The sequence below is a fragment of the Microbacterium tumbae genome (assembly GCF_054780175.1).
Genome location: NZ_BAAGWV010000001.1, coordinates 674,960 through 696,844 on the forward strand (window position 1 = coordinate 674,960; position 21,885 = coordinate 696,844).

The 21,885-nt window shown below is 68.3% G+C and carries 23 protein-coding genes and 1 pseudogene; 9 read left to right on the plus strand and 15 right to left on the minus strand.

Annotated elements, in window-relative coordinates:
• Positions 1-406 precede the first annotated feature (406 nt).
• Complete coding sequence (locus ACYVGQ_RS03165; protein ID WP_460783069.1) at positions 407-1,759, plus strand: aspartate aminotransferase family protein; 1,353 nt, start codon at positions 407-409, stop codon at positions 1,757-1,759.
• A gap of 26 nt (positions 1,760-1,785) precedes the next feature.
• Here ACYVGQ_RS03165 and ACYVGQ_RS03170 read toward each other — a convergent pair whose 3' ends face one another.
• On the minus strand, positions 1,786-2,109 hold the full coding sequence (locus ACYVGQ_RS03170) for an Lrp/AsnC family transcriptional regulator (RefSeq protein WP_460783914.1): 324 nt from the start codon (positions 2,107-2,109) through the stop codon (positions 1,786-1,788).
• Between the two features lie 12 nt (positions 2,110-2,121).
• A pseudogene (locus tag ACYVGQ_RS03175) lies at positions 2,122-2,277 on the minus strand (Lrp/AsnC family transcriptional regulator); the annotation flags it as partial.
• Between the two features lie 35 nt (positions 2,278-2,312).
• Here ACYVGQ_RS03175 and ACYVGQ_RS03180 point away from each other — a divergent pair.
• Together ACYVGQ_RS03180 and ACYVGQ_RS03185 are read left to right on the plus strand one after the other, a co-directional pair.
• The gene (locus ACYVGQ_RS03180; protein ID WP_460783070.1) at positions 2,313-3,281 is read left to right on the plus strand and encodes an alpha/beta hydrolase; all 969 of its coding nucleotides are present in this window, start codon (positions 2,313-2,315) and stop codon (positions 3,279-3,281) included.
• An 81-nt stretch (positions 3,282-3,362) separates the two neighbouring features.
• Positions 3,363-4,913 (plus strand): Na+/H+ antiporter NhaC family protein, encoded by a 1,551-nt coding sequence (locus tag ACYVGQ_RS03185; protein WP_460783072.1) that lies wholly within the window; start codon positions 3,363-3,365, stop codon positions 4,911-4,913.
• 105 nt (positions 4,914-5,018) lie between these two features.
• On the opposite strand, the gene rpsN is transcribed toward ACYVGQ_RS03185, so the two are convergent.
• The 12 genes from rpsN to ACYVGQ_RS03245 form a co-directional block, all read right to left on the minus strand.
• A complete protein-coding gene (gene rpsN / locus ACYVGQ_RS03190) occupies positions 5,019-5,324 on the minus strand; it encodes a 30S ribosomal protein S14 (protein ID WP_264156413.1) in 306 nt (101 codons plus the stop codon).
• 3 nt (positions 5,325-5,327) lie between these two features.
• Positions 5,328-5,498 (minus strand): 50S ribosomal protein L33, encoded by a 171-nt coding sequence (rpmG, locus tag ACYVGQ_RS03195; protein WP_045250846.1) that lies wholly within the window; start codon positions 5,496-5,498, stop codon positions 5,328-5,330.
• Positions 5,498-5,734: a 50S ribosomal protein L28 gene (rpmB, locus tag ACYVGQ_RS03200; protein WP_120226966.1), complete on the minus strand. Its 237-nt coding sequence runs from the start codon at positions 5,732-5,734 to the stop codon at positions 5,498-5,500. The genes rpmG and rpmB overlap by 1 nt, the downstream gene beginning before the upstream one ends.
• 126 nt (positions 5,735-5,860) lie before the next feature.
• Positions 5,861-6,562, minus strand: coding sequence for a DNA-3-methyladenine glycosylase (locus ACYVGQ_RS03205; protein WP_460783915.1), 702 nt, complete (start codon positions 6,560-6,562; stop codon positions 5,861-5,863).
• A gap of 13 nt (positions 6,563-6,575) precedes the next feature.
• On the minus strand, positions 6,576-8,462 hold the full coding sequence (locus ACYVGQ_RS03210) for a TolB-like translocation protein (protein WP_460783073.1): 1,887 nt from the start codon (positions 8,460-8,462) through the stop codon (positions 6,576-6,578).
• A complete protein-coding gene (locus ACYVGQ_RS03215) occupies positions 8,452-9,207 on the minus strand; it encodes a TIGR03943 family putative permease subunit (protein ID WP_460783075.1) in 756 nt (251 codons plus the stop codon). The genes ACYVGQ_RS03210 and ACYVGQ_RS03215 overlap by 11 nt, the downstream gene beginning before the upstream one ends.
• Positions 9,200-10,168, minus strand: a complete 969-nt coding sequence (locus tag ACYVGQ_RS03220) for a permease (protein WP_460783916.1) — start codon at positions 10,166-10,168, stop codon at positions 9,200-9,202. Before ACYVGQ_RS03220 ends, ACYVGQ_RS03215 begins: the two co-directional genes overlap by 8 nt.
• A gap of 95 nt (positions 10,169-10,263) precedes the next feature.
• Entirely contained in the window at positions 10,264-10,674 is a 411-nt protein-coding gene (locus ACYVGQ_RS03225; protein WP_460783076.1) for a Fur family transcriptional regulator, read from the minus strand.
• A 79-nt stretch (positions 10,675-10,753) separates the two neighbouring features.
• Entirely contained in the window at positions 10,754-11,614 is an 861-nt protein-coding gene (locus tag ACYVGQ_RS03230) for a metal ABC transporter permease (protein WP_460783077.1), read from the minus strand.
• Positions 11,611-12,447 (minus strand): metal ABC transporter ATP-binding protein, encoded by an 837-nt coding sequence (locus tag ACYVGQ_RS03235; protein WP_460783079.1) that lies wholly within the window; start codon positions 12,445-12,447, stop codon positions 11,611-11,613. Before ACYVGQ_RS03235 ends, ACYVGQ_RS03230 begins: the two co-directional genes overlap by 4 nt.
• Before the next feature lie 42 nt (positions 12,448-12,489).
• Positions 12,490-13,497: a metal ABC transporter solute-binding protein, Zn/Mn family gene (locus tag ACYVGQ_RS03240; RefSeq protein WP_460783081.1), complete on the minus strand. Its 1,008-nt coding sequence runs from the start codon at positions 13,495-13,497 to the stop codon at positions 12,490-12,492.
• A 95-nt stretch (positions 13,498-13,592) separates the two neighbouring features.
• The gene (locus tag ACYVGQ_RS03245; protein ID WP_460783082.1) at positions 13,593-15,086 is read right to left on the minus strand and encodes an MFS transporter; all 1,494 of its coding nucleotides are present in this window, start codon (positions 15,084-15,086) and stop codon (positions 13,593-13,595) included.
• Between the two features lie 90 nt (positions 15,087-15,176).
• Here ACYVGQ_RS03245 and ACYVGQ_RS03250 point away from each other — a divergent pair, with 90 nt between their 5' ends.
• Positions 15,177-15,851, plus strand: a complete 675-nt coding sequence (locus ACYVGQ_RS03250) for a cysteine hydrolase family protein (protein ID WP_460783083.1) — start codon at positions 15,177-15,179, stop codon at positions 15,849-15,851.
• Positions 15,852-15,885: 34 nt separating this feature from the next.
• Here ACYVGQ_RS03250 and ACYVGQ_RS03255 read toward each other — a convergent pair whose 3' ends face one another.
• A complete protein-coding gene (locus ACYVGQ_RS03255; RefSeq protein WP_460783084.1) occupies positions 15,886-16,467 on the minus strand; it encodes a PadR family transcriptional regulator in 582 nt (193 codons plus the stop codon).
• A gap of 192 nt (positions 16,468-16,659) precedes the next feature.
• Between ACYVGQ_RS03255 and ACYVGQ_RS03260 the strand changes: the two genes are divergently transcribed.
• Genes ACYVGQ_RS03260 through ACYVGQ_RS03280 form a run of 5 tightly spaced genes read left to right on the plus strand, consistent with a single transcriptional unit; the run spans position 16,660 to position 21,870 of the window.
• Positions 16,660-17,604 (plus strand): ABC transporter permease, encoded by a 945-nt coding sequence (locus tag ACYVGQ_RS03260; RefSeq protein WP_460783085.1) that lies wholly within the window; start codon positions 16,660-16,662, stop codon positions 17,602-17,604.
• Entirely contained in the window at positions 17,601-18,503 is a 903-nt protein-coding gene (locus ACYVGQ_RS03265) for an ABC transporter permease (protein WP_460783086.1), read from the plus strand. Before ACYVGQ_RS03260 ends, ACYVGQ_RS03265 begins: the two co-directional genes overlap by 4 nt.
• The gene (locus ACYVGQ_RS03270; protein ID WP_460783087.1) at positions 18,500-19,471 is read left to right on the plus strand and encodes an ABC transporter ATP-binding protein; all 972 of its coding nucleotides are present in this window, start codon (positions 18,500-18,502) and stop codon (positions 19,469-19,471) included. Before ACYVGQ_RS03265 ends, ACYVGQ_RS03270 begins: the two co-directional genes overlap by 4 nt.
• On the plus strand, positions 19,468-20,223 hold the full coding sequence (locus tag ACYVGQ_RS03275; protein WP_460783089.1) for an ABC transporter ATP-binding protein: 756 nt from the start codon (positions 19,468-19,470) through the stop codon (positions 20,221-20,223). The genes ACYVGQ_RS03270 and ACYVGQ_RS03275 overlap by 4 nt, the downstream gene beginning before the upstream one ends.
• A gap of 45 nt (positions 20,224-20,268) precedes the next feature.
• A complete protein-coding gene (locus ACYVGQ_RS03280; protein WP_460783090.1) occupies positions 20,269-21,870 on the plus strand; it encodes an ABC transporter substrate-binding protein in 1,602 nt (533 codons plus the stop codon).
• Positions 21,871-21,885 lie beyond the last annotated feature (15 nt).

Below are 21,885 nucleotides of genomic sequence, written 5' to 3' on the forward strand. Positions count from 1 at the left end.
GGCATGCTCGGCGCAGGACAAGACTCCCGGAATCCACGGTCCTTCCGGATAACGCACGTCGGCGTGCTCACGGTGCAGGGCAGGTGACGCGGCGACGCGGACAGCGCTCACGGATAAGCACTTAACCAACACCCGAACCGGAGGACTTCGCCCGAAACGGAGGACCCAATCCAGCATCCGCTCCTCCGGTTCGCGCGTTCTCCTCCGGTTCGCGCACCAAAGAGACAACCACGCTCCTGACGGCGTCGAGGGGCCACATGCTCGCCATGATTAGGTGAAAGATTGTGCATTTCGGGCCTAGTCCGCAATCTATTTTCGCAAATGTATCAGGCAGGTTAATTCGCGCAATTTCTGTTCGCATTTGTTGGCATAACATTGCTTTCCACATCGAGCGAAAGAGCCAGAAATGACCCTCATCTCCCCGCACCTGACACCAACGGCCCGTCAGACTCCTGAGCAGTTCTGGGATACGGCTCGGCGCCACGTGATCCAGTACGGCCCGGGCGGTTTCGTGCCGACGATCATCGAGCGTGCGGCAGGGTCGGTCCTCTGGGACGAGACCGGGCGCGAGATCCTCGACTTCACCTCGGGTCAGATGAGCTCGCTGCTCGGCCACTCGCACCCCGCCGTCGTAGAGACGGTGTCGCGGTCGATCGGGGAGCTCGACCACCTTTTCAGCGGGATGCTGAGCCGACCGGTCGTCGATCTCGCCGCGGCACTCGCCGAGACCCTCCCCGCATCCCTGAGCAAGTCAATGGTGCTCAGCACCGGCGGGGAGTCCAACGAGGCCGCCATCAAGATGGCGAAGCTGTACACGGGCAAGCACGAGATCGTGACGTTCGACCAGTCCTACCACGGGTCGACGCACGCAGCGGGCGCGGCGACCTACAGCGTCTCGCGCGTGGGGTATGGCCCGATCGCACCCGGCAACCTCATCATCCCCACGCCGAACTCCTACCGGTCGGTCTTCCGGGACGCCGACGGCGGGCACGACTGGAAGACCGAGCTCGACTTCGGGTTCGCGATGGTCGACCGGCAGTCGGTGGGGAGTCTCGCCGCCTTCATCGCCGAGCCGATCCTCGGCACGGGTGGACTCATCGCACCCCCGGAAGGGTACTTCGCCGAGCTTCGGCGGAAGTGCGACGAGCGTGGGATGCTGCTCATCATCGATGAGGCGCAGACCGGGTTGTGCCGCACGGGCGACTGGTACGCGTTCGAGTACGGCGACATCGTTCCGGACATCCTCACCCTGTCCAAGACGCTCGGAGCCGGTCTTCCGGTGGCCGCCGTCGTGACGACGGAGGAGATCGATGCCGTCTGCCACGACCGCGGGTTCCTGTTCACGACCACGCACACGTCCGACCCGCTCGCGGCGGCGGTGGCGCTGACGGTGATCCGAACGCTGCAGGAAGAGGAGCTCGATGCGGTGTCGCGTCAGCTCGGTGCGCGCCTGCACGCCGGGCTGCTCGAGCTGCAGACGCGCCACGAGCGCATCGGCGACGTGCGGGGCCGCGGCTTCTTCCAGGGTGTGGAACTCGTGCTCGATCGAGAGACGAAGCAGCCGGCCGACGCGTATGGCACCGCCGTCACCGCGGCATGTCTCCAGGGCGGGCTTCATCTGAACATCGCGCAGGTTCCCGGTGTCAACAGCATCCTCCGCATCGCGCCGCCGCTGACGACGACGGAGCAGCAGATCGATCACGCGCTCGCGATCCTCGACGAAGCGCTCACCACGGCAGGCGAGCGGATCCACCCGTGACCGCGGTGGCCCTCAGTCTCCGGAGTTCACAGCGAGCGGGCTCGCGACGGAGTGTAGTGCGACTTGAGAGTCGCCATCGGGAACCGCGAGCGGATCGTTCCGATCCCGGGAAGCGTCAGCAGCTTCGTGCTGAGGAACTTCTCGTACGTCTCGACGTCCTTGGTCGCGACGACGAGCTCGAAATCGGGAGAGCCGAACATCCGCCGCACCTCGATCACTTCATCGCACGCGATCAGCGCGGCCTCGAAGCTCCGCGTCGTCGGCGGCGACTGGTCGGCGAGCTTCACGGCCACGAGCACCTCGAACCCGCGATCGATCGCTGCAGGAGCGAACGATGCGTGGTAACCCACGATCACCTTCTCCGCTTCGAGTCGCTTCACACGTCGCATGCACGGCGACGGAGTGAGCCCGACCGTATTCGCCAGCTCGAGGTTGGACTGTCGCCCATCGAGTCGAAGTTGGTCGATTATTGCGCGATCGATGTCATCCATGAACCAAGTATGCCTTCCTGTCTCCATTCACCGTCGCTGAGCGAGCGGGAAGCGACGTGCTCATGAGCATCTATCCGAACCTCGATCCGGAACTGGCCACGATCCTCGAGGGCGTCCCGACGATCGATCTCAAGGATGTGGAGGCGGCCCGCGCTCTGACCGGGGGGATCGGGACCGCTCCGATCGCCGCTGTGGCGCCGGGCGTCGAGATCACCACCATCATGGCGCCCGGGCTCGACGGCGCTCCCGATGTGCCGATCCGCTTCATCCGGCCCGCCGATGCCTCCGGTCCGCTCGCTGTGCTCGTCGCCATGCACGGTGGCGGATTCGTCTTGAGCCGTGCGCAGGACTTCGACTACTTCTGCGTGGAGGCCGTACGCACCCTCGGGATAGCGGTGGCGGGCGTCGAATACCGTCTCGCCCCCGAGACGCCGTATCCCGGTCCGCTCGACGACTGCATCGCCGTCCTGCGCCATCTCCACGAGCACAGCGATGCCCTGAACGTCGATCCGCACCGCATCGCCGTTGGCGGCTCGAGCGCGGGCGGCGGCCTGGCGGCGGGACTGGCCCTCCGCGTCCGCGACGAGGGAGGACCGGCGATCGCCTTCCAGCTCCTGCTGAGCCCCGCCGTCGACGATCGCCTTCTCTCCCACTCGATGAATCACTTCGTCGACTCTCCGGTGGTGACGCGCGAGACCGCGCTCAACAGCTGGCGTCACTATCTCGGCGAGGGATATCCCGGGCCCGATGCGGTCGACGTGCCGCCTTACGCCGTGCCACGACGAGCGAGAGACCTCTCCGGCCTCCCCCCGGCGTACATCGCCGTCATGGAGATCGATCCGCTGCGCGACGACAACCTCCACTACGCGCGCGATCTCCTCCACGCGGGGGTCGGCGTCGAACTGCACCTCCACCGCGGCGCCGTGCACGGAACGGCAGAGTTCGCTCCGCACTCCGCGATCGGAGAACGCATCGTCGACGGCCTGATCGACGCGCTCGCGCGAGGCCTCGGCGTCCCGCGTCTGGCTTGAGTTGACGCCTTCGCATCACCACCGATCCCGACAGAAAGCAACACCCACCGCGCACCACCGAACTCAGGAGTCCGATCTGCTATGACATCCATGCCCGTCACCGACCGCGAGACATCCGCCGGCTCTCCCCCGCAGCGCGATGCGCCGCCCGCCCCGTCCCCCCTGATCTTCAGGATCGGTCCGCTCGGCGCCCTCATCGCGCCGCTCGTCTTCGTCCTCGGCGTCGTGATCTATTTCCTCATCCTGCAGGTCATCGACTTGAACGCGCTGACGCTGTCGGGACTGGTCGGGCTGCTCGTCGCGGCGCTGTTCGCGAAGTCATACCCCCGCTTCTGGGAGTGGGTCGTCACCGGAGTCTCCTCGCGAGGCTCCGTGACGCTCATCGTCATCCTCCTCGCCGTCACGGTCGTGGCCGCGATGATCGGACGGGCCGATGTCGCCGGAGGCTTCATCTGGCTCGCCGAGGGGACGGGGCTTCCCGTCGAGCTGTTCGCGCTGATCACGTTCATCGTCACGTGCATCATCTCGATGGCGACGGGCACCTCCTTGGGCACGATGTTCACCGCCTTCCCGATCTTCTATCCGGCGGGTGTGCTGCTCGGGGCCGATCCGCTCCTCCTCGCCGGAGCAGTCCTCTCGGGCGCGCTCTTCGGCGACAACCTCGCGCCGATCTCCGACACGACGATCGTCTCCGCCTCCACGCAGCAGTATCGCCGACGCGATGGTGTGGCGGAGGTCGGCGGCGTCGTGCGCTCGCGCGCTCCCTACGCACTCGTCGCTGCGGCTATCAGCGCCGCACTGTTCGCCGTCATCGGAATCATGACGTCCGGCGGGCGTGCCGCGTCGGGCGGCATGGAAGCCGGGAACCCGCTCAGCCTGATCATGATCCTGCCCATCGCGCTGCTCCTGATCGTCGCCGTCTGGAAGAAGGACATCTTCCTCGCGGTCACCGTGGGCGTATCAGGCGGCGTCATCACCGGCCTGCTCTCCGGCGTCCTCACGCCGGCCGACGTGATCTCGGTCGAAGACGGCGCCGCAGGCGGATTCTTGATCGACGGAGTGACCACCGCACTGCCGCTCGTGGGCCTCTGCGTGGTCGTCTTCGGAATGATCGGCGTGCTGCAGGGGGCGGGCACGTTCGACAAGCTCGTCGCTCTTCTGGGGAGGCTGCCCCTCACGCGCACGCCGATGGGCGCGGAGCTCACGATCGGAGCGGGAGCGGTCGTGACGACGGCGCTCTTCGCCGGTGCGAACAGCCCGGCGCTTCTGATGTTCGGCCCCGTGGCGGACCGGATCGGTGCGCAGGTTCAGCTTCATCCTTATCGGCGGGCGAACATCGTCGACTGCTTCACGATGGGCCTCGGCGTCATCGTGCCGCTGGGCAGCATCTTCCTGCTCATCTCCAGCCAGCTGACGCAGGGGTACGGCGATACGGTTCCGGCGCTCTCACCCCTTTCGATCTTCGGAGTGGCCATCTACCCGCTGGTACTCACCGCGGTCATGCTGATCGCGATCTTCAGCGGGTGGGGGAGACGCTTCGAAGGCGAGACCGGCGCTGCCGTGCGCGAGCGACTGCAGCGATCCGAGTCAGAGGCCACGGCCGGCCTCACCGTCGGCGATCAGCGCTCCTGATTCCGATGCGCAACGATCGTCGTGCGGCAGGGGCCGAGGGCGAGACACCGCAGACATGAAGAAGGCGGGGTTCCGAGGAACCCCGCCTTCTTCATTAAGCGTGCTTTACCAGCTGGACTTGGTCACGCCGGGCAGCTCGCCACGGTGCGCCATGTCGCGGAAGCGGACGCGCGAGATGCCGAACTTCGTCAGCACGCCACGGGGGCGGCCGTCGATGGCATCGCGCGAACGGACACGGGCCGGCGACGCGTTGCGCGGCAGCTTCTGCAGGCCGACGCGAGCAGCCTCACGGGCCTCGTCGGTCGCGTTCGGGTCGACGAGCGTCTTCTTCAGCTCTGCGCGACGCTCGGCGTAGCGCTCGACGATGACCTTGCGCTGCTCGTTGCGCGCGATCTTGCTCTTCTTAGCCATGGATCAACGCTCCTCTCGGAATTCGACGTGCTTGCGGACCACCGGGTCGTACTTCTTCAGCACGAGACGGTCGGGGGTGTTGCGACGATTCTTCTTGGTCACGTAGGTGTACCCCGTGCCCGCCGTCGAACGCAGCTTGATGATCGGACGGATGTCCTGAGCCTTCTTGGCCATTAGAGCTTCACACCCTTCGCCTTCAGATCCGCGACGACCTTCTCGATGCCGCGGGCGTCGATCACCTTGATGCCCTTGGCGGACACGTTGAGCGTGATCTTACGACCGAGCGAGGGGACGTAGTAGGTCTTCTTCTGCACGTTCGGGTCGAAGCGGCGCTTCGTCCGGCGGTGCGAGTGCGAGACATTGTGACCGAAGCCGGGAACAGCTCCAGTCACCTGGCACACTGCTGCCATGATGAGTACTCCTTCAGTACCGTGAGGCCGGACGGCCCCACCCAAGATCCCTTGTCTGCGCGCCAGCCGATCCCGCAGGGCCGGACGGCACGCGAACTGCGCACAGGAGCGTGCACAGACAAGGAGTCAGTCTAGCATCCTTCGTCTCGCTCCGCTCGCCCGGGACGACGCGGATGCCTCCTGGGCTCCGCGTCCCCACCGGAACGCGGACACGGTGGGGTCTCCGGGAATCCAGAAGCGCCACGGGAAGGCCTCCGTCCCGGCGACTCCGGCGACGCCGACGCGCGGACCGGCGGCCACCGCGGCGAGCGGATCGCCGAGCCACAGCTCGGCGATCGCGCCGGCGAAGGCGTGCCCCATGACCGCGTCGATCCCGTCGTGGACCGGATGCCGCAGCCCCGACACCTGCCCAAAGCGGCCGGGGCCCCTCGCCAGGTCGCGGCCGCTCCTGCCCGAGCGCATCGTCGCCGTGTCCTCCCCTTCGACGATCTCACCGGCGCGCAGCAGCACACCGCCCGCGATGCCGTCAGGACCGCACACGATGTTGACGCAGGAGTGGATGCCGTGGCTGAGGTAGATGTACAGGTGCCCCGGCTCGCCCCACATCGTGGCGTTGCGGGCGGTGCGGCCCATCCGGGCATGGGAGCCGGGGTCGGGGACGTCGCCGGTGCCGTGCCCGTGATAGGCCTCCGCCTCCGTGATGCGCAGCGCGACGGAGAGGCCGCCGACCTCCGTGCGGAGCACCCCGCCGAGCAGGAGCGGCGCGACCTGGACGGGCAGACCGGACAGCTCCGTCCGCGTGGCGCGGTGCAGCGCCGGGTCCGTCAGCACGCCCCGCCCCTCAGTAGACCGGCCCGTACGGGCACCAGGAGATGTCGAAGCCGGTGAGCGCGACGAGCTCGTCCCCGGTCTCCAGGTCGATGAGGTGGGTGTGCAGGGTCTGCGGCAGGGGCGCCAGCAGGTCGTCGTAGGGATTGTCCGTCAGATCGGGGGCGACGACGACGGCCGCGTACTGCCCGCTCGGCGATGCGCAGGTCTGCAGGATCGAATCGGTGCTCGGCACCTCGACGAGCGGCGTCGCCTCGCCGTCGTCGGTCACCCTGACCACGGCCTGGCCGGTCGGGAAGCCGTTCTCGTCGCGGGCCACGACATGGCGAAGCGTCCCCCCGGGATAGGGCGTGATCGTCGTCGCCGTGCCGTAGTCGGGGTCGGATGCCGCGAGCGGGGTCTCGGAGCCGTCGGCCAGATTCAGCTCCACCACCGACCCGTCGGTGCGCTCGATGATCGCGGTGTACGTGCCACGGCTGACGCCCTGGATCGTCATCGCGGTGCCGAGCGCCTGGATCCCGGCATCCCCGGAGAGGTCCTCCAGAGCGAGGGCGCCGGCGAAGTCGATGAACAGGACGGCCGCGGAATCGGGGACGAAGTGCCATTCGGCGACGCTCGCCTCTTCTCCCGCGACCTCCACGATGCGCGGCTCGCCCGTGCCGTCGAGGCGCTGCGTGACGAGGACGCTCGCCCGGCCGCTCGTGTCGCTGAGCTCTTTGTCCGAGTAGCTGTATCCCACCAGTCCCCCACGATCGGAGACCTGCACGCCGGTCACGAAGCCGTCGCCGGGGAGCTCGAGCTCGCGCTCATCGCTGCCGTCGCGATTCATCACGAGCACCTGGGAGACCTCGTCGTCCTCGACGGCGACGACCAGCTGCGTCGACGTCGCCCGGAAGTCGTCGATCCGCTCGTGCGCGTAGACGAGGGTCGGATGCTCGCCGCTCAGGTCCGTGCGGAAGATCTTGTCGTCCCGCTCCGCATCGCGCGTCAGGAGGAAGACCTCGGACGCCGGCGTCGTGAAGGCCGTCTGCAGGTCGGCGACGGGCCCTCCGCCGGTCCCTGTGACTCCTGCGACCTTGACGGTGTACTCGGTGGCGTCGTCCAGAGGGACGGTGAAGCGGACCCCGATGCTCCGGCCGGCGGCGTCGACGGTGAAGGGGACGTCGGGGGTGACGGTGACCTGGGCCGGATCGATCTCGGAGAGCGCCTCGTTGCTGGTGAGGATCACTCTGCTCCCGGAGACCTCGATCGCCTGCACGGCATCCACCTGGACCCCGCTCAGGCGCGGTCCCTGGAACAGGCTGATGCCGGCGAGCACCCCTCCGACGAGGGCGAGGATGCCGAGGACGGCGACGAGCGGGATGCCGAACCTGCGCCTTGTCTGCTCACCCGTGCGGACGCCGCTCCCGGCGGGCGATGCCTTCCGCACGCCGCTCTCCGCCTGCGGCCCCCTCGCGTCCCGCGGTCGCGGATCCCCCTCCGGCGCCTCCTCAGGAGGAGCGCCTACGGCGCCGAAGGACTCGGATGCTCCGACGGTCTCGGCGTTCCCCCGCCTCGAAGGCGAGGTCTCCGATCCGGTGCCGTCGTCCGACGCCTCGGATGCCTCCCCGGAGGAAGGCGAGGGGGAATCCTCCTCCTCGCCTTCCGGAGATGTCTCGGGAGCGGACGGGCGGGATACGGGACCGGGCGGCGCCGCCTCGGAGCCCGAGGTCACCGCCTCCGACCCGACCGGCGCCTCGGCATCCGCATCGACCTGCTCGACATGGGTGGGCGCAGCACCCCCGGCGGCGGCGCGCTCGGCCGCCCCGCGCTCCACCGCCGCATGCGCGGCCGCCTCCGCGGCGTCGCGCAGCGCGCGGGCCTCCGCCCTGGTCCGCGGCGCGGGGGAGTCAGTACTCATAGGGATCCCCCGGCTCGTCGATCGCGACGATGTCCGTCGGCTCGACGCGCAGGGTGCCGTCGGCCTCGGCGCGCACCGTCCCTGTGACCTCGACCCACTGCCCGACGCCGAAGTCGGACGCCGTCGCGACGATCGGCACGGATGCCGGCTGCGCGTCGATCACGCAGTGCGTGATGACCATCCGGGTGAGGTCCAGGCCGCCGTCGGCCGCCGGCGTGACGAAGCCGGTCAGGGCGACGGAGGACCCGTCATAGCTCTCCGGCCTGGTCGCGGTCGTGAAGACGCTCGCCCAGTCCCCCACACCGAAGGTCGAGGTGTCGGCGACGCCGAGGGTGATCGAGTCCGCGCCGGCGAAGAGCGTCGCGGCGGTGTCCGCGCGGGACATCGCCAGTTCCACGGAGAGCGACGCGGGCGGCAGCACGAGAGCTGCAGCGACGACGCCGGTCGCGACGACGCCGGCTGCGACCGCGCCGACGGTCGCGGCGGTGCGCCTCGTCGACGAGGCGGCGTCCGCGGTGCCGTGGTCATGGTCGTGGTCCAGCTCCTCGCCGAGCGGGAGGGTGCACGCCCAGACCGCGCCCGCGAGGACGACGACCGCTCCGGCGCCGGCGAACCACACCGACTCCGGGGCGATGTAGAGGGTGAGCCGACCCGTGACCGCGAGGCCGAGGGTCACGACCGCGATCACCGCGGCGAGCCCGACGCCCAGCCATCGGGCGCCGAGGGCGCGAGCGCGCTCAGACAAGGACGTTCACCCCGATCCCGATCACGAAGGCCGACAGCAGCACGATGCCGACGAGCCCTGCGAGGGTGCGCGCGGTGAAGGTCGTGCGCAGCAGCGCGAGCATCTTCAGGTCGACGAGGGGACCGACCAGCAGGAACGCGATGAGCGCTCCGGAGGAGAACGTCGAGGCGAACGACAGCGCGAGGAAGGCGTCGACGTTCGAGCAGATCGCGACCGTGATCGCCAGCGCCATCATCGCGAGGATGGAGAGCACCGGGTTCGCCCCGATCGCGAGGAGCACCTCGCGCGGGATCAGCACCTGCACCGCTCCGGCGAGCGCGGAGCCGATCACGAGGGCTGGCATGACCGCGCGCAGCTCGATGAGGAACTGCGTGAGGCTGCGCCTGGTGGGCGTGCCGTGCTCATGGGTCACTCGGTCGCATGTCGCGATGAAGCGCTCGGTGAGGAGGGCGTCCGGCGAAGGATGCCTGCTGTAGATCCACCCGATGAGATTCGCGATGAGGTAGCCGCCGACGAGGCGGGCGACGAGGATGCCGCCGTCCCACCCGAACGCGGCATGCGTGGTGAGGATGACGATCGGGTTGACGATCGGCGCCGCCATGAGGAACGTCATGGCCTCGGCGGGCGCGAGGCCGCGCATCATGAGCCCGCGGGCGAACGGGACGTTGCCGCACTCGCACACCGGGATCAGCATCCCGAGGAGGGAGAGCACGGCACGGCGCGCCCACGCGCGGCGCGGCAGCCAGCGCTGGACCGCATCGGCGGGCAGCCACACCTGCACGACGATCGACAGGACGACGCCGAGCACGACGAACGGCAGAGCTTCGAAGAGGACGCTGAGCGAGAGGGTCAGCCCGTCCTGGAGGCGGTCCGGCAGGGCATCCGCGAACAGTGCGGGCGCGAAGCGGTCGATGAGGATCAGCACCGCGAGGATGCCGACGCCGACGGCCGCTCCGATCAGCGGGGAGCGACGAGGGCGATGCCCCCCGCCGGGCCCCCTGCCCGTCGGCGTTCCGTTCGCTGAGCCTTTCGATGCGCGGACGGTCGTCGGCGAGCTCACGCCGTCTCCTGCGCCTGCTTCTTCTTGGCGCAGGGGGTGCACAGGCCGAAGATGTCGACCACGTGCGCAGCTTCCGAGAAGCCGTGCAGCGCCGCCGTCCGGTGCGCCCACGCCTCGACGTCCTTGGCCTCGATCTCGACGGTCAGCCCGCAGGACCGGCAGATCAGGTGGTGGTGATGGCCCTGCGTGGAGCAGGCACGGTACAGCGCCTCCCCCTCGGGACTCTGCAGCGAGTCCGCGTCTCCGGACGCGGCGAGGCCGGCGAGCGCCCGGTAGACGGTGGCCAGTCCGATGCCGGTGTTCTCGTCCCGCAGCGTCGCGTGAAGGGCCTGGGCGCTGACGAACCCGCGCGCGTCGGAGAGCGCGTCGCGCACGCGCTCCCGCTGCCAGGTGTTCCGCTGAACCATACCGTCGATTCTAGGCCGCGGGGCTTGCCGCGGGCTGAGAGCCGGCGATCCCGTCATGAGGATCCGCGAAATGCGGCGTTCAGGCGCCGCGCGTGACCCGGTCCCGCCGGGCGCTGACCACCCGGCACACCAGGTAGATCACGAACGAGATCGTCGTGATGTAGGGGCTCACCGGCAGCGTTCCCGCCACGGCGAGCAGGATGCCGCCGACGGCCGAGACCACGCCGAACAGCGCCGCCAGCAGCGGCACGGACAGCGGTCCGCTCGCCACTCTCATCGCCGCCGCGGCCGGGGTCACGAGCAGCGCGAGCACGAGGAGCGCCCCGATGATGTGCACGGCGACGGCGACGGTGAGTCCGAGCAGCAGCATGAACGCCAGCGACACCCAGCGCACCGAGACGCCCCTCGCGGCGGCGGACTGCGGATCGAGCGAGTCGAATCGCAGCGGACGCCAGATGAGCAGAAGCGCGACGAGCACCACGGCCCCGATGACGAGCAGCCAGGTCAGCTGCGCGGTCTGCACCGAGACGATCTGACCGGTGAGGAGGCTGAACCGGTTGGCGCTGCGGCCGCTGTAGAGCGAGAGGAAGAGGATGCCGAGGCCGAGGCCGAAGGGCATGAGCACGCCGATGATCGAGTTGCGGTCGCGCGCCCTCGCGCCGAGCCAGCCGATGAGGACGGCGGCGATCATCGCGCCGACGATCGACCCGGTCACGACGTCGAAGCCGATCAGGAGAGCGGCGGCCGCTCCCGCGAAGGAGAGCTCGCTGATGCCGTGCACGGCGAAGGCCATGTCGCGCTGCATCACGAACACCCCGATCAGCCCGCCGACGATCCCGAGCACCGCGCCGGCCCAGACCGAGTTGCCCACCAGCGCGAGGATCTCTGCGTAATCGGCGACGCCGCCGAACATCGCGTCCCCGATGTCGGACCAGCTCACGCCTTCTCGCCTTCGTGATGGTGGTGGGCCTGCTCCTCGGCGTCAGGGGCTCCGACGACGACGAGGCGGTCGCCGGCGCGCAGCACGAAGACCGGGGCGCCGTAGAGCTCGGTGAGCACGCGGGAGGTGAGCACCTCGTCCGGGGTGCCGAGGGTGAAACGCCCGTTCGCCAGGTAGAGGATGCGGTCGACGGCGCCGAGCACGGGGTTGATGTCGTGCGTCACGAACAGCACCGCGGCATCCTTCTCCCGGCGGTGCCGGTCGATGAGCCCGACGACGGCGCGCTGGTTGGCGAGATCGAGGCTCGTGAGCGGTTCGTCGCAGAGCAGCAGCCGCGGATCCCCGGCGAGCGCCTGGCCGACGCGCAGCCGCTGCTGCTCCCCTCCGGAGAGGAGCCCGACGGGGCGGTCGGCGAAGCCCCTGGCGCCGACCGCATCGATGAGCTCGTCGACGCGCTCCCGCTCGCCGCGGCGCGGGAAAGGGAAGCCGTAGCGGTGCCCGTCGACGCCGAGGCGGACGAGATCCCGGCCGCGGAGGGCCGTGTCGCGGGGGAGGGGCCGCTGCTGGGGGACGTAGCCGATCCTGCGGTTCCCCGGCCGGCGGACCTCCTCGCCCAGCGCGGTGACGCTGCCGGACGAGAGCCGCTCCAGCCCCAGGATGGACCGGAGCAGCGTGGTCTTGCCCGAGCCGCTCGGCCCGAGGACGGCGACGAGCTCGCCGGGCTCGACGGTGAGGTCGAGCCCGGCCCACAGCTCTCGTCCTCCACGGCGCAGAGCGGCGTCGCGGATGCGGAGCGGAACGGTCTCCTGCGCGAGAGAGGGGGGACGACTCACTCGCTCACCCTAGCGCGGCTTCGGCGACGCCCCTCCCTGCGTTCAGGAGAAGGCGCCGGCGAGGGCGTCTGCATTGTCCTGCATCCACTGCAGGTAGGTCTTGCCGTCCGGAAGCGTCTCGCTGAAGGAGAGCACGGGGATGCCTGCCGACTCGGCCGCCTCGGTGACCTGATCGGTCTCGGCGCCGCCGGTCTGCGCGTTGACGATGACGACGTCCGTCGTGCCGGGGGTCAGGAGGTCCAGCGATTCGAGCATCGTCGCCGGGGGGACGTCCTGCCCCTCCTCGACGGACTCGCTGAACTCCTCGGGGGTGACGTTCTCAAGGCCTGCGGCGGCGGTGAAGTACAGCGGCACGGGCTCGGTCACGAAGACGGTCGCGCCGCCGTGCGCCTCCGCGATCGCGGTGAGGGAGCCGCGGACGTCCTCGACGCCGGACGTGAACGCGTCCAGGTTCGACTGGATGGCGTCCGCCTCGTCGGGCAGCGCATCCGAGAGCTCGTCGGCGATCGCCGAGGCGACCTGCTCGACGGCGTCGGGGTCGTACCAGACGTGCTCGTTGAAGCCCTCGATGTGGTCGTGCTCCTCACCTTCGGCGTGCTCGCCCTCTTCCTCGGCGTGATCCTCGTCCGCGTGGTCCTCATCGGCGTGATCGTGGTCGCCGTCCTCCTCGTCGCCCGGCCATTCGGCGGAGAACTCCGCGGCGGTGATGATCGGGGCCTCGACGCCGCTCGTCTCGATGGCCGAGTCGATGAACGGATCGTAGCCGCCGCCGTTGCGGATGATGAGGTCGGCCTTGCTCACCTGCAGCTGATCCTGGGCGGTGAGCTCGTACTCGTGCGGATCCTTCGTCGGCGAGTCGATGATCGCCGTGATCTCGACCGCGTCGCCGCCGATCTCCTGGGCGATCTGCCCGTACACGTCGGTGGAGGCCACGATCTGGAACGCGTCGCCCCCGCCCCCGCCGTCGCCGGTCGCGGGGTTCTGCGCGCATCCGGCCAGGACGAGTGCGGATGCGGATGCGAGAGCCAGGGCGGCGACGGTCTTCTTCATACCGTCAGGATATCGCGCATGAGAATCATTCTCAAAATTGCTCCGCGAGCTCCCACGGATGGGCGAGGATCGCGATGCCCCGAACGCTCCAGCCCCTAGACGCGCATCGAGCGGGCGACGTCGCCGGAGAGCCGCTCATCCGGGCCCATCCGCCCGGGAGCGGCACCCGAGGCGCGGACTCGATCCACCGCGGCGATCACGGTGGCCCCGATGAGGAAGACGCTGACCGCCCAAAGCGCCCACATCGCGCCGGAGGCCGGTCGTCCGGCGAAGCTCATCTCGGAGTAGAGGGCGTAGTAGATGATGAGCGCGAGAGCCATTCCGATGGCCGACCCCGTGCGCTGCGCGAACTGGATCAGCGACCCGGCGACGCTGGAGCGGTGACCCGGCGCATGGAGCAGAGTCCGCGCCTGATTCGCCGGCGCGGACAAGCCCGATCCGAACGCGCTGATGCAGAGCAGGCCGCAGATCAGCGGAGGAACGGCGGACGCCGGAGCGACACCGAACACCAGCCCGCTCGCGGCCAGCGCGAGCGCGCCCGCCGCCGTCCCGACCGCGACGACATGCCCGTTCGTCGAGGACACCCGCGTAGCGATCCAGGAGCCGAGAAGGCTCGCGGCGGCCGCCGGCAGCATCCACATCGCCGTCTCGAAGGCCGACAGCTGAGTGAGCTGCTGCAGGGCGATCGTGACGATCAGCGTCCCCGCTGTGGCGGCGGCGTGCATGCAGCCCGAGATGAGCACTCCGGCGGGGAGGTGCGGAAGCCGGAACAGCGCAGGGTCGACGAGCGCCTCCCCGCCCCGTGCGCCGATGCGACGCTCGTACGCCAGGAACACGGCGATGACGAGGACTCCGAGACCGGCGCCTGCGAAGACCCACGGAGAGGGCAGTCCGCCTCCTGAGATCGTGCTGAGCGGACCGATCGTGAGGATGACGCCGACCACGAGCAGCACGGTGCCGATCGTGTCGTATCCGCGGCGCCGTACGCCGGGAGGCTCGTACACGACCGCGAACGCGAACGGAAGGATGACGACTCCCGCGATCACGCTGACGAGGAAGAGCAGCCGCCAGCCCAGTTCATCGCCGGCGACATCCATGATGAACCCTGCCAGCACCGGGGCCGCGAGCGATGTGAGGGATGTGATCGCGGCGAGCGCAGCGAGGGGTTTCGCTCTCTCTCCGGCGGGGAAGACCCGCTGGACGAGACCGAGCACCTGCGGCATGAGCAGACCTGCGCCCAGCCCCTCGACCACGCGCGCGGCGACCAGCCATTCGATGGTCGGCGCGAAGGTGCAGGCGATGCTCGATGCGACGAAGACGATCATGCCGGTCAGGAACACCAGGCGGCGGGATAGGACGTCGCCGACACGACCGGCCGGCAGCAGCATCGCCGCGTAGGCGAGGGTGTAGCCCACGAGCATGAGCTGAACGGTCGCGGGGTCGCCTCCCATATCGGTCTGGATCGCGGGCAGGGCGATGCCGAGCTTCGACACGTCGAGGATCGTCAGTGCAGCGGCTCCGGCCAGGACAGCGAAGATCGCCCATTTCCTGCGAGGGCTCGTGCCGTCGATGGTCATCGCATCCGACACGTTGATCCTCCTGGAAGTAATACCGACGTAACCTAAAGGACTATATAACAGTATTGGACTATTGAGCCACACTACGAGATTGGGTTTGAGATGAGTTCGAGAACAGCGCTGATCATGATCGACATGCAGAACATGTACCTGCAGCAGGAGCGACGGAGCGCTCTGGGCTGGCCTCCGATCTGGAACTTCGACGAGGTCGTCGCCGAGTGCGCCGCGCTGCTTGCGGCGGCGCGAGCACAGAACACCCCCGTGATCTACACCCGCCAGACCTCACGGGCCGACGGAGCGGACATGACGCCGAGCATGCGTCGCCTGCTGGCGTCTTCCGCAGGGAGCGACGAGGGGTCCCCGATCGGGGAGGACGCGGACTGGGGGGCGCAGGTGCTCGACGCCGTGCGCCCCGAACCCGGCGACATCGTGATCGAGAAGCATCGGTGGGATGCCTTCTTCAACACCGACCTCGACCCGATCCTGCGCAATCTCGATGTGAACCGGCTCATCATCGCCGGACTGCAGACCAACGTCTGCGTGGAGACCACGTCGCGCACCGGCATGATGAAGAACTTCGACATCGCGGTGCCGGAGGATGCGGTCTCAACCGATGGCGAGGCACTGCACCACGCCGCCCTGAACTCGTTGCGGGTGCTGTATGTCGAGGTAGCGCCCTGGCGCGAACTGCTCGCCGACGGAGCCGAATGGACCCGGCGCTACACGACACCGGGCTATGGCCGGACAGCAGAGGATCTGAGCACGATCAACGCGTGAGCCATGTCATTCGATGGGGTCGTCTCCGTGCGTGTCACGCACGCCGGGGCACGGCCTCTTCGAGCGCATCGGGCACAGAGATCTCCGGGTGCTCGAGCACGACGCGCAGTTCATCGAGCCATTCGAGGGTCAACGTCGTCTGCCTCAGCCACAGCGTGTACAGAGCGCGCCGGCTGCGCCATACCGGGCTGTCATAGTCTTCACGCTCCTCCTCCCAGTTCGACAGGAGGTGCGTCAGGCTGAACTGCCGTTGACGCTGGACGGTGACCTCGGCGTCGAGCAGGTACCTCGCGTCTGCTCGATCGAGGGTCCAGAGGTTCAGCAGTCGCAGCATCGCATCGTCGCGCACTCCGTGGTCGGGCTGGTCATGCAGCAGCCAACGACGCAGTTCTTCGAAGCCTTCCTCATTGATGATGTAGCTCGTGCGACCGCGCTCATTGCGTTCGCTGATGTCGATGAGCCCGAGCTTCTCCATCTTCGTCAGCTCCGAGTAGACCTGCGAAGGACTCGCGTGCCATGCACGGTCGTTGACGTCATTGAAGCTGGAGTTCAGGTCGTAGCCGGTTCTGGGCTTGCCTCGCGAGAGGGCTGCCAGGATCGCGTGCCGGAGGGCCATAGGGGTCCTTTCTCTGACGGACGGTGTGCAGATTCATCGGGCTGCGACGCGATCCGCGCGCCTCCGATGCCCGGAAAAACGGGGCCGGTCTGCCTGCGAACAACACTGTCATCAATACGAAACAGTATCGAAACAGTACATCAGTGCATAATTCCAATTATGGACTACAAAGCCATCGCACAGAATCGGTTAGTGCGCCTCGTGAGCGGTCGTGTCGTCATGACCATCCTGACGGCGCTCTTCATCGCCGTGGTCGTGTTCTTCGCCATTCGCGCCATCCCGGGCGACCCTGCCCTGACGATCCTCGGAACCGATAGCAGCCCGGCCGAGCGCGAGAAGCTGCGCGAGGTGATGGGCCTGGACCAGCCCCTGATGTCTCAGTTCGCGATCTGGCTCGGCCAGACGCTCAGCGGCGACCTCGGCTACTCCTACAGCCAGGGCCGCCCCGTGACCGACATCATCGGGCCCGCGCTCACGAACACGCTCCTCCTCGGCGGAATGGCCAGCATCCTGGCGATCGTGCTCGCGCTCGCCATGGGGAACCTGGCCACGACGCGGTTCCGTCGGGTCCGCCGCGCGACCGACTGGGTCGAGTCCCTCTTCCTGTCGGCTCCGCAATACACGGTCGCCCTCGTCCTGCTCATCCTGCTCGCCGTCATCTGGCCCATTTTCCCGGCCGGGGGCGTCTCCACGCGCGGGGACGGCTCGATCGGTGACATCGGCGCGCACCTCCTCCTCCCCGCAACCGCTCTCGCCCTCGCGCCGGGCGCGCAGATGGCGCGGTCGCTGAAGACGTCGATCTCCACGCTGCAGTCGACCGACCTCCTGCCCACCCTGCAGGCGCGCGGGCTCTCCCCCTGGCGAATGGCCGTGCACGCGCACCACAACGCGCTCCCACCGATGATCACGGTGCTCGGCATCCAGGTCGGCACGATGCTGGGCGGCGCACTGTTCGTCGAGCAGATCTTCAGCATCCCCGGCCTCGGCGCACTCATCGTGCAATCGGTGAGCCTGCGCGACTACACCCTCGTCCAAGCCGTCGCTCTGATCATCGCGATGATCTTCGTGTTCGTCCTTCTCATCGCCGACGTCGTCAACGCCCTCCTCGACCCGCGAATCAGAAAGGGACGCGCATGACCGCACTCGCCGCACCCCCGATCCCCACCGCACCCGGCGCCTCGCTGGCTCCCGCCCCACGATTCCGTCGCCGGTCCGTGCTCAGCCGCATGCCGCTGCGGTCGCTCGTCTCGCTCGCCATCGTCGCCCTGCTCGCCCTGATCCTCCTCGCCGCTCCCCTGCTGCCGGTCCCCGATCCGCTCACCGGATCGCTGTCGGAACGACTGCTCCCCTTCTTCACGGACGGCCATGTGCTCGGCACCGACACCCAAGGTCGAGACCTGCTCAGTCGTCTCGTCTATGGCACCCGCACATCGCTGATCGTGAGCGTCGTCCCCATCGTCATCGCCACCGTTCTCGGTCTCGCTATCGGGACGATCGCCGGTCTGACGGGCAAGATCACCAACACGATCATGATGCGCGGAGTCGATCTGCTCTTCGCGTTCCCCGGCGTGCTCCTGGCACTGCTGCTCGCGATCTCCCTGGGCGTCGGCCTCGGCACGCTGATCCTCGCGCTCACCCTCGTATGGATCGCACCGATAGCGCGCATCGCTGAGACCGAGGTCGCCCGCATCCGCGAACTCGACTTCGTGACGGCGGCGCGTTCGAGCGGGGCGACCGGCGGGACGATACTGCTCCAGCAGATCGTCCCGGTGACGCTGCCAGCCGTTCTCGCCTACTCGACCTCATTGGTCGGTGCCAACGTCGCCATCTCTGGCGGCCTCGGGTTCATCGGCCTCGGCGTGCCCTCGCCCCAACCCGAGCTCGGATCGATCCTCTACGAGATGCAGGCGGCCGTCTACAGCGACCCGACGTTGGCACTCGCCCCCGTAGCCATGATCCTCCTGCTGTCGATGCTCTTCCCGCTCATCGGCGACGGCATCCGCGACGCGATCTCCGGAAAGGGACAGCAGTCATGAACGAACCTCTCCTCGCACCACCTGCCGGCGGGCTGGACGACTCGGCGGCCCTCGTGCTCGACGCCACCTCGGTCAGCGTGTCATTCCCCCGGTCGGGCGGCGGCGCCAGCACCGTGGTGGACTCTCTCGGGCTCGGTCTCGAAAAGCGCCAGGTGACTGTGCTGCTCGGCGAGTCGGGAAGCGGCAAGTCAGTGTTCGCCCGTGCTGTGACAGGCCTCGCGGCCCGGACGGCGACGGTGAGCGGGACATCGTACTTCGACGGCGTCGACCTCATCAGCGCACCGGCATCCCGGCTGCGGAAGCTGCACGGAGCCCGCATCAGCATGGTCCCCCAGGATCCCAATTCCTCACTGGATCCGATGCGCCGGATCGGATCTCAGATCATCGAGACCCTTCTGCAGCATCGGCAGCACTCGGAGCGCTCGGCGGCCGAGTCCCGCGCCCTGGAACTGCTCGAACAGGTGCAGATCCGCGATGCCGAACGCGTGATGCGCTGCTACCCCCACGAAGTCTCGGGCGGGATGCGCCAGCGGATCGCGATCGCTATCGCGATCAGCTGCGGGCCCGAGCTGATCGTGGCCGATGAGCCGTCGAGCGCGCTTGACGCGGCCGTGGGAGCGCACGTCGTGCGCCTGCTCGACGACCTGCGCAACCGGCTGCACACCGCGATCCTGTTCATCACGCACGATATCGGTGTCGCGACGCTCATCGCCTCTCAGTCGCAGGACCGCGTCGCGGTGATGCTGGGCGGCCAGATCGTCGAGCTCGGGTACGCCCCCGACGTGCTGCGCGATCCGCGCCACGAGTACACCCGTGCACTGCTCGCCGCCGAGCCCTCGGCCGGTGTCGCACGCGGACGGCTGGCCGTCGTGCCCGACTCCGTGCGAATGCGGCGCGACTGGGGCGCGCTTCACGAGGTCGCGCCGGGACACGCCGTCGCAGACGGAGCAGAGGAAGAGGTCGCATGAGCGCCATACTGGAAGGCTCCGGGATCGTGAAGCGCTTCGGCGACTTCACCGCGCTGCACGACGTCAGCTTCTCGATCGGTCCCGGGCGCACGCTCGGGGTCGTCGGCGAGTCCGGCAGCGGCAAGTCCACGCTCGGTCGCATCGTGATGCGTCTGATGAGTCCCGACGCCGGCTCGGTGCGCCTGGACGGTCGCGATCTGTTCGCTCTGACCCCACGACAACTGCGGCTGGCACGCCGGGACTTCCAGCTCGTGCCGCAGGATCCTCGCAATGCGCTGAACCCGACGATGACGATCGGCGGCAGCCTGGCGTTCCAGTTGCGTGCGCAGGGCGTCGCACGCCGGGAGTGGTCGTCGCGCTCCGCCGACCTCCTCGCAGCGGTCGCACTCGCCCCCGACTACATTCACGCCTTCCCCCACGAGCTGTCCGGCGGACAGGCGCAGCGCGTGGCGATCGCCCGCGCGATCGCCACGCGGCCGAAGCTCCTGATCTGCGACGAAGCGGTGTCGGCCCTCGACAAGTCCGTCCAGGCTCAGGTGCTGAACACGTTCGCCGACCTCCAAGCGAGCCTCGGCGTGGCGATGTTCTTCATCACGCACGATCTGGCGGTCGTCGAGCACATCGCGGACGACGTCCTCGTCCTCAACCGCGGCCATGCGGTGGAATCCGGCAAGACCGCCGCAGTGCTGGCCGACCCGGCCGACCCCTACACCCGAGAGCTTCTGGCGGCGCGCACCCTGATGCACGCCTGATGACCGCACCACCCCCTTACCACCACAGCGAATACGAGGAGAGAGATGAACACCCCATCCCCACGCCGCAGACGAGCGGCCGCAGTCGCGAGCGTCCTCCTGACGGCCAGTCTTGCACTCTCGGCCTGCGCCTCCGGCGGATCGCCATCGACCGGCGCATCCGACGGAGAACAGGAGCTGGTCGTCGGTTCCCAGATGGCCTCCTTCCCCAGCCTCGACACCGGCGCGATCACGACCGCCGGATACGAAGGCCAGCGATTGATCGGCAACCTCGTCTACGAAGGACTCACCAAGCGCGATGTCTCCGACCCGAACGCGCCCGCAGGTGTGGCGCCGGCGCTCGCGGAGTCGTGGGATGTCTCAGAGGACGGCCTGCAGTACACCTTCCATCTTCAGGAGGGCGTCACGTTCCATGACGGCACCGCCTGGGATGCGGATGCCCTGATCTACAACATCACCCGCTACACCGATGAGACCGACCCCAACTTCGATCCGGTGCTGATCACGTATTACACCGTCCTCACCTTTGTCGATTCGGTCGAGAAGGTCGACGACATGACCGTGACCTTTGTCTTGAACCAACCGTTCGCCTTCTTCCTGGCGGACCTCTACAACGTCTACTTCGCCAGCCCGACCTCGCTGGACGAGTCCGGAGCCGCTGGTCAGGCGACGCATCCCGTAGGCACGGGACCGTTCGTCTTCGACTCGCTCGCGCAGAATCAGTCGATCTCATTCACTCGCAATGAGGACTACTGGGGGGACGTGGCCAAGCTCGACCGGCTGACGGTCGAGCTGATCCCCGACGCGTCCGCGCGCACGGCCGCGCTGCGCTCCGGACGGGTCGATTGGATCGAGGCCGCGCTGCCCGATGACCTGGCGGGCCTTGAGGATGCCGGCTTCGTCACGACAGGAAACGCCTTCGACTGGGAGTGGTCGTGGCAGCTGATGACCACCGAGGCCCCGTTCGACGACATCCGCGTGCGCCAGGCCATGAACTACGCGATCGATCGAGAGGCGATCGCCAACGACCTGCTGCACGGCACGGCTGCCCCTGCTGCTCAGATGTTCGCCGAGGCGAGCCTGTACTACACCGCGGAGGACGACCTCTACTCGTACGATCCGGACAAGGCCGAGGCGCTCCTCTCGGAGGCTGGATACCCCGACGGGCTTGACGTCACCGTGGGCTACATCACGGCGGGGTCCGGATCGATGCAGGCCAAGGCCATGAACGAGGCGCTGCAGGCCCAGCTGGCAGAGGTGGGCATCAACGTGTCGCTGGAACCCGTCGACTTCTCAGGCATGTACGCGCAGCTCGGCGAGGGCAACACCGGCTGGCAGGCGGCCAACCAGGCCTTCAGCCTGGAACAGCCCTCCAGCTGGAAGGGATTCTGGTTCGGCTGCGACGGCAACTTCTTCAACTACTGCAATGAGGAAGCCGAAGCGCTCTACGACCAAGCGCTGGTGACCGTGGACGACGCTGAACGCGCTGCCCTGCTCACGCAGGTGGGACATCTGGTGACCGAGGATGCCGCGTGGCTGTTCGTGGCGAACGACACCGCGCCGCGTGCCATGTCGTCAGCCGTGCAGGGATTCCAGCAGCCCAAGAGCTGGTGGCTCGACTTCACGTCGGTGTCGATGGCCGATTGAGGCTGGGGAAGGCGG

What these genes read in the sequence shown, in the direction of transcription:
- ACYVGQ_RS03165 (WP_460783069.1), top strand. Translation starts at nt 407, where the DNA reads ATGACCCTCATCTCCCCGCACCTGACACCAACGGCCCGTCAGACTCCT.
- ACYVGQ_RS03180 (WP_460783070.1), top strand. Translation starts at nt 2,313, where the DNA reads ATGAGCATCTATCCGAACCTCGATCCGGAACTGGCCACGATCCTCGAG.
- ACYVGQ_RS03185 (WP_460783072.1), top strand. Translation starts at nt 3,363, where the DNA reads ATGACATCCATGCCCGTCACCGACCGCGAGACATCCGCCGGCTCTCCC.
- rpsN (WP_264156413.1), bottom strand. Translation starts at nt 5,324, where the DNA reads ATGGCTAAGAAGAGCAAGATCGCGCGCAACGAGCAGCGCAAGGTCATC.
- rpmG (WP_045250846.1), bottom strand. Translation starts at nt 5,498, where the DNA reads ATGGCCAAGAAGGCTCAGGACATCCGTCCGATCATCAAGCTGCGTTCG.
- rpmB (WP_120226966.1), bottom strand. Translation starts at nt 5,734, where the DNA reads ATGGCAGCAGTGTGCCAGGTGACTGGAGCTGTTCCCGGCTTCGGTCAC.
- ACYVGQ_RS03210 (WP_460783073.1), bottom strand. Translation starts at nt 8,462, where the DNA reads ATGAGTACTGACTCCCCCGCGCCGCGGACCAGGGCGGAGGCCCGCGCG.
- ACYVGQ_RS03225 (WP_460783076.1), bottom strand. Translation starts at nt 10,674, where the DNA reads ATGGTTCAGCGGAACACCTGGCAGCGGGAGCGCGTGCGCGACGCGCTC.
- ACYVGQ_RS03240 (WP_460783081.1), bottom strand. Translation starts at nt 13,497, where the DNA reads ATGAAGAAGACCGTCGCCGCCCTGGCTCTCGCATCCGCATCCGCACTC.
- ACYVGQ_RS03250 (WP_460783083.1), top strand. Translation starts at nt 15,177, where the DNA reads ATGAGTTCGAGAACAGCGCTGATCATGATCGACATGCAGAACATGTAC.
- ACYVGQ_RS03255 (WP_460783084.1), bottom strand. Translation starts at nt 16,467, where the DNA reads ATGGCCCTCCGGCACGCGATCCTGGCAGCCCTCTCGCGAGGCAAGCCC.
- ACYVGQ_RS03265 (WP_460783086.1), top strand. Translation starts at nt 17,601, where the DNA reads ATGACCGCACTCGCCGCACCCCCGATCCCCACCGCACCCGGCGCCTCG.
- ACYVGQ_RS03270 (WP_460783087.1), top strand. Translation starts at nt 18,500, where the DNA reads ATGAACGAACCTCTCCTCGCACCACCTGCCGGCGGGCTGGACGACTCG.
- ACYVGQ_RS03275 (WP_460783089.1), top strand. Translation starts at nt 19,468, where the DNA reads ATGAGCGCCATACTGGAAGGCTCCGGGATCGTGAAGCGCTTCGGCGAC.
- ACYVGQ_RS03280 (WP_460783090.1), top strand. Translation starts at nt 20,269, where the DNA reads ATGAACACCCCATCCCCACGCCGCAGACGAGCGGCCGCAGTCGCGAGC.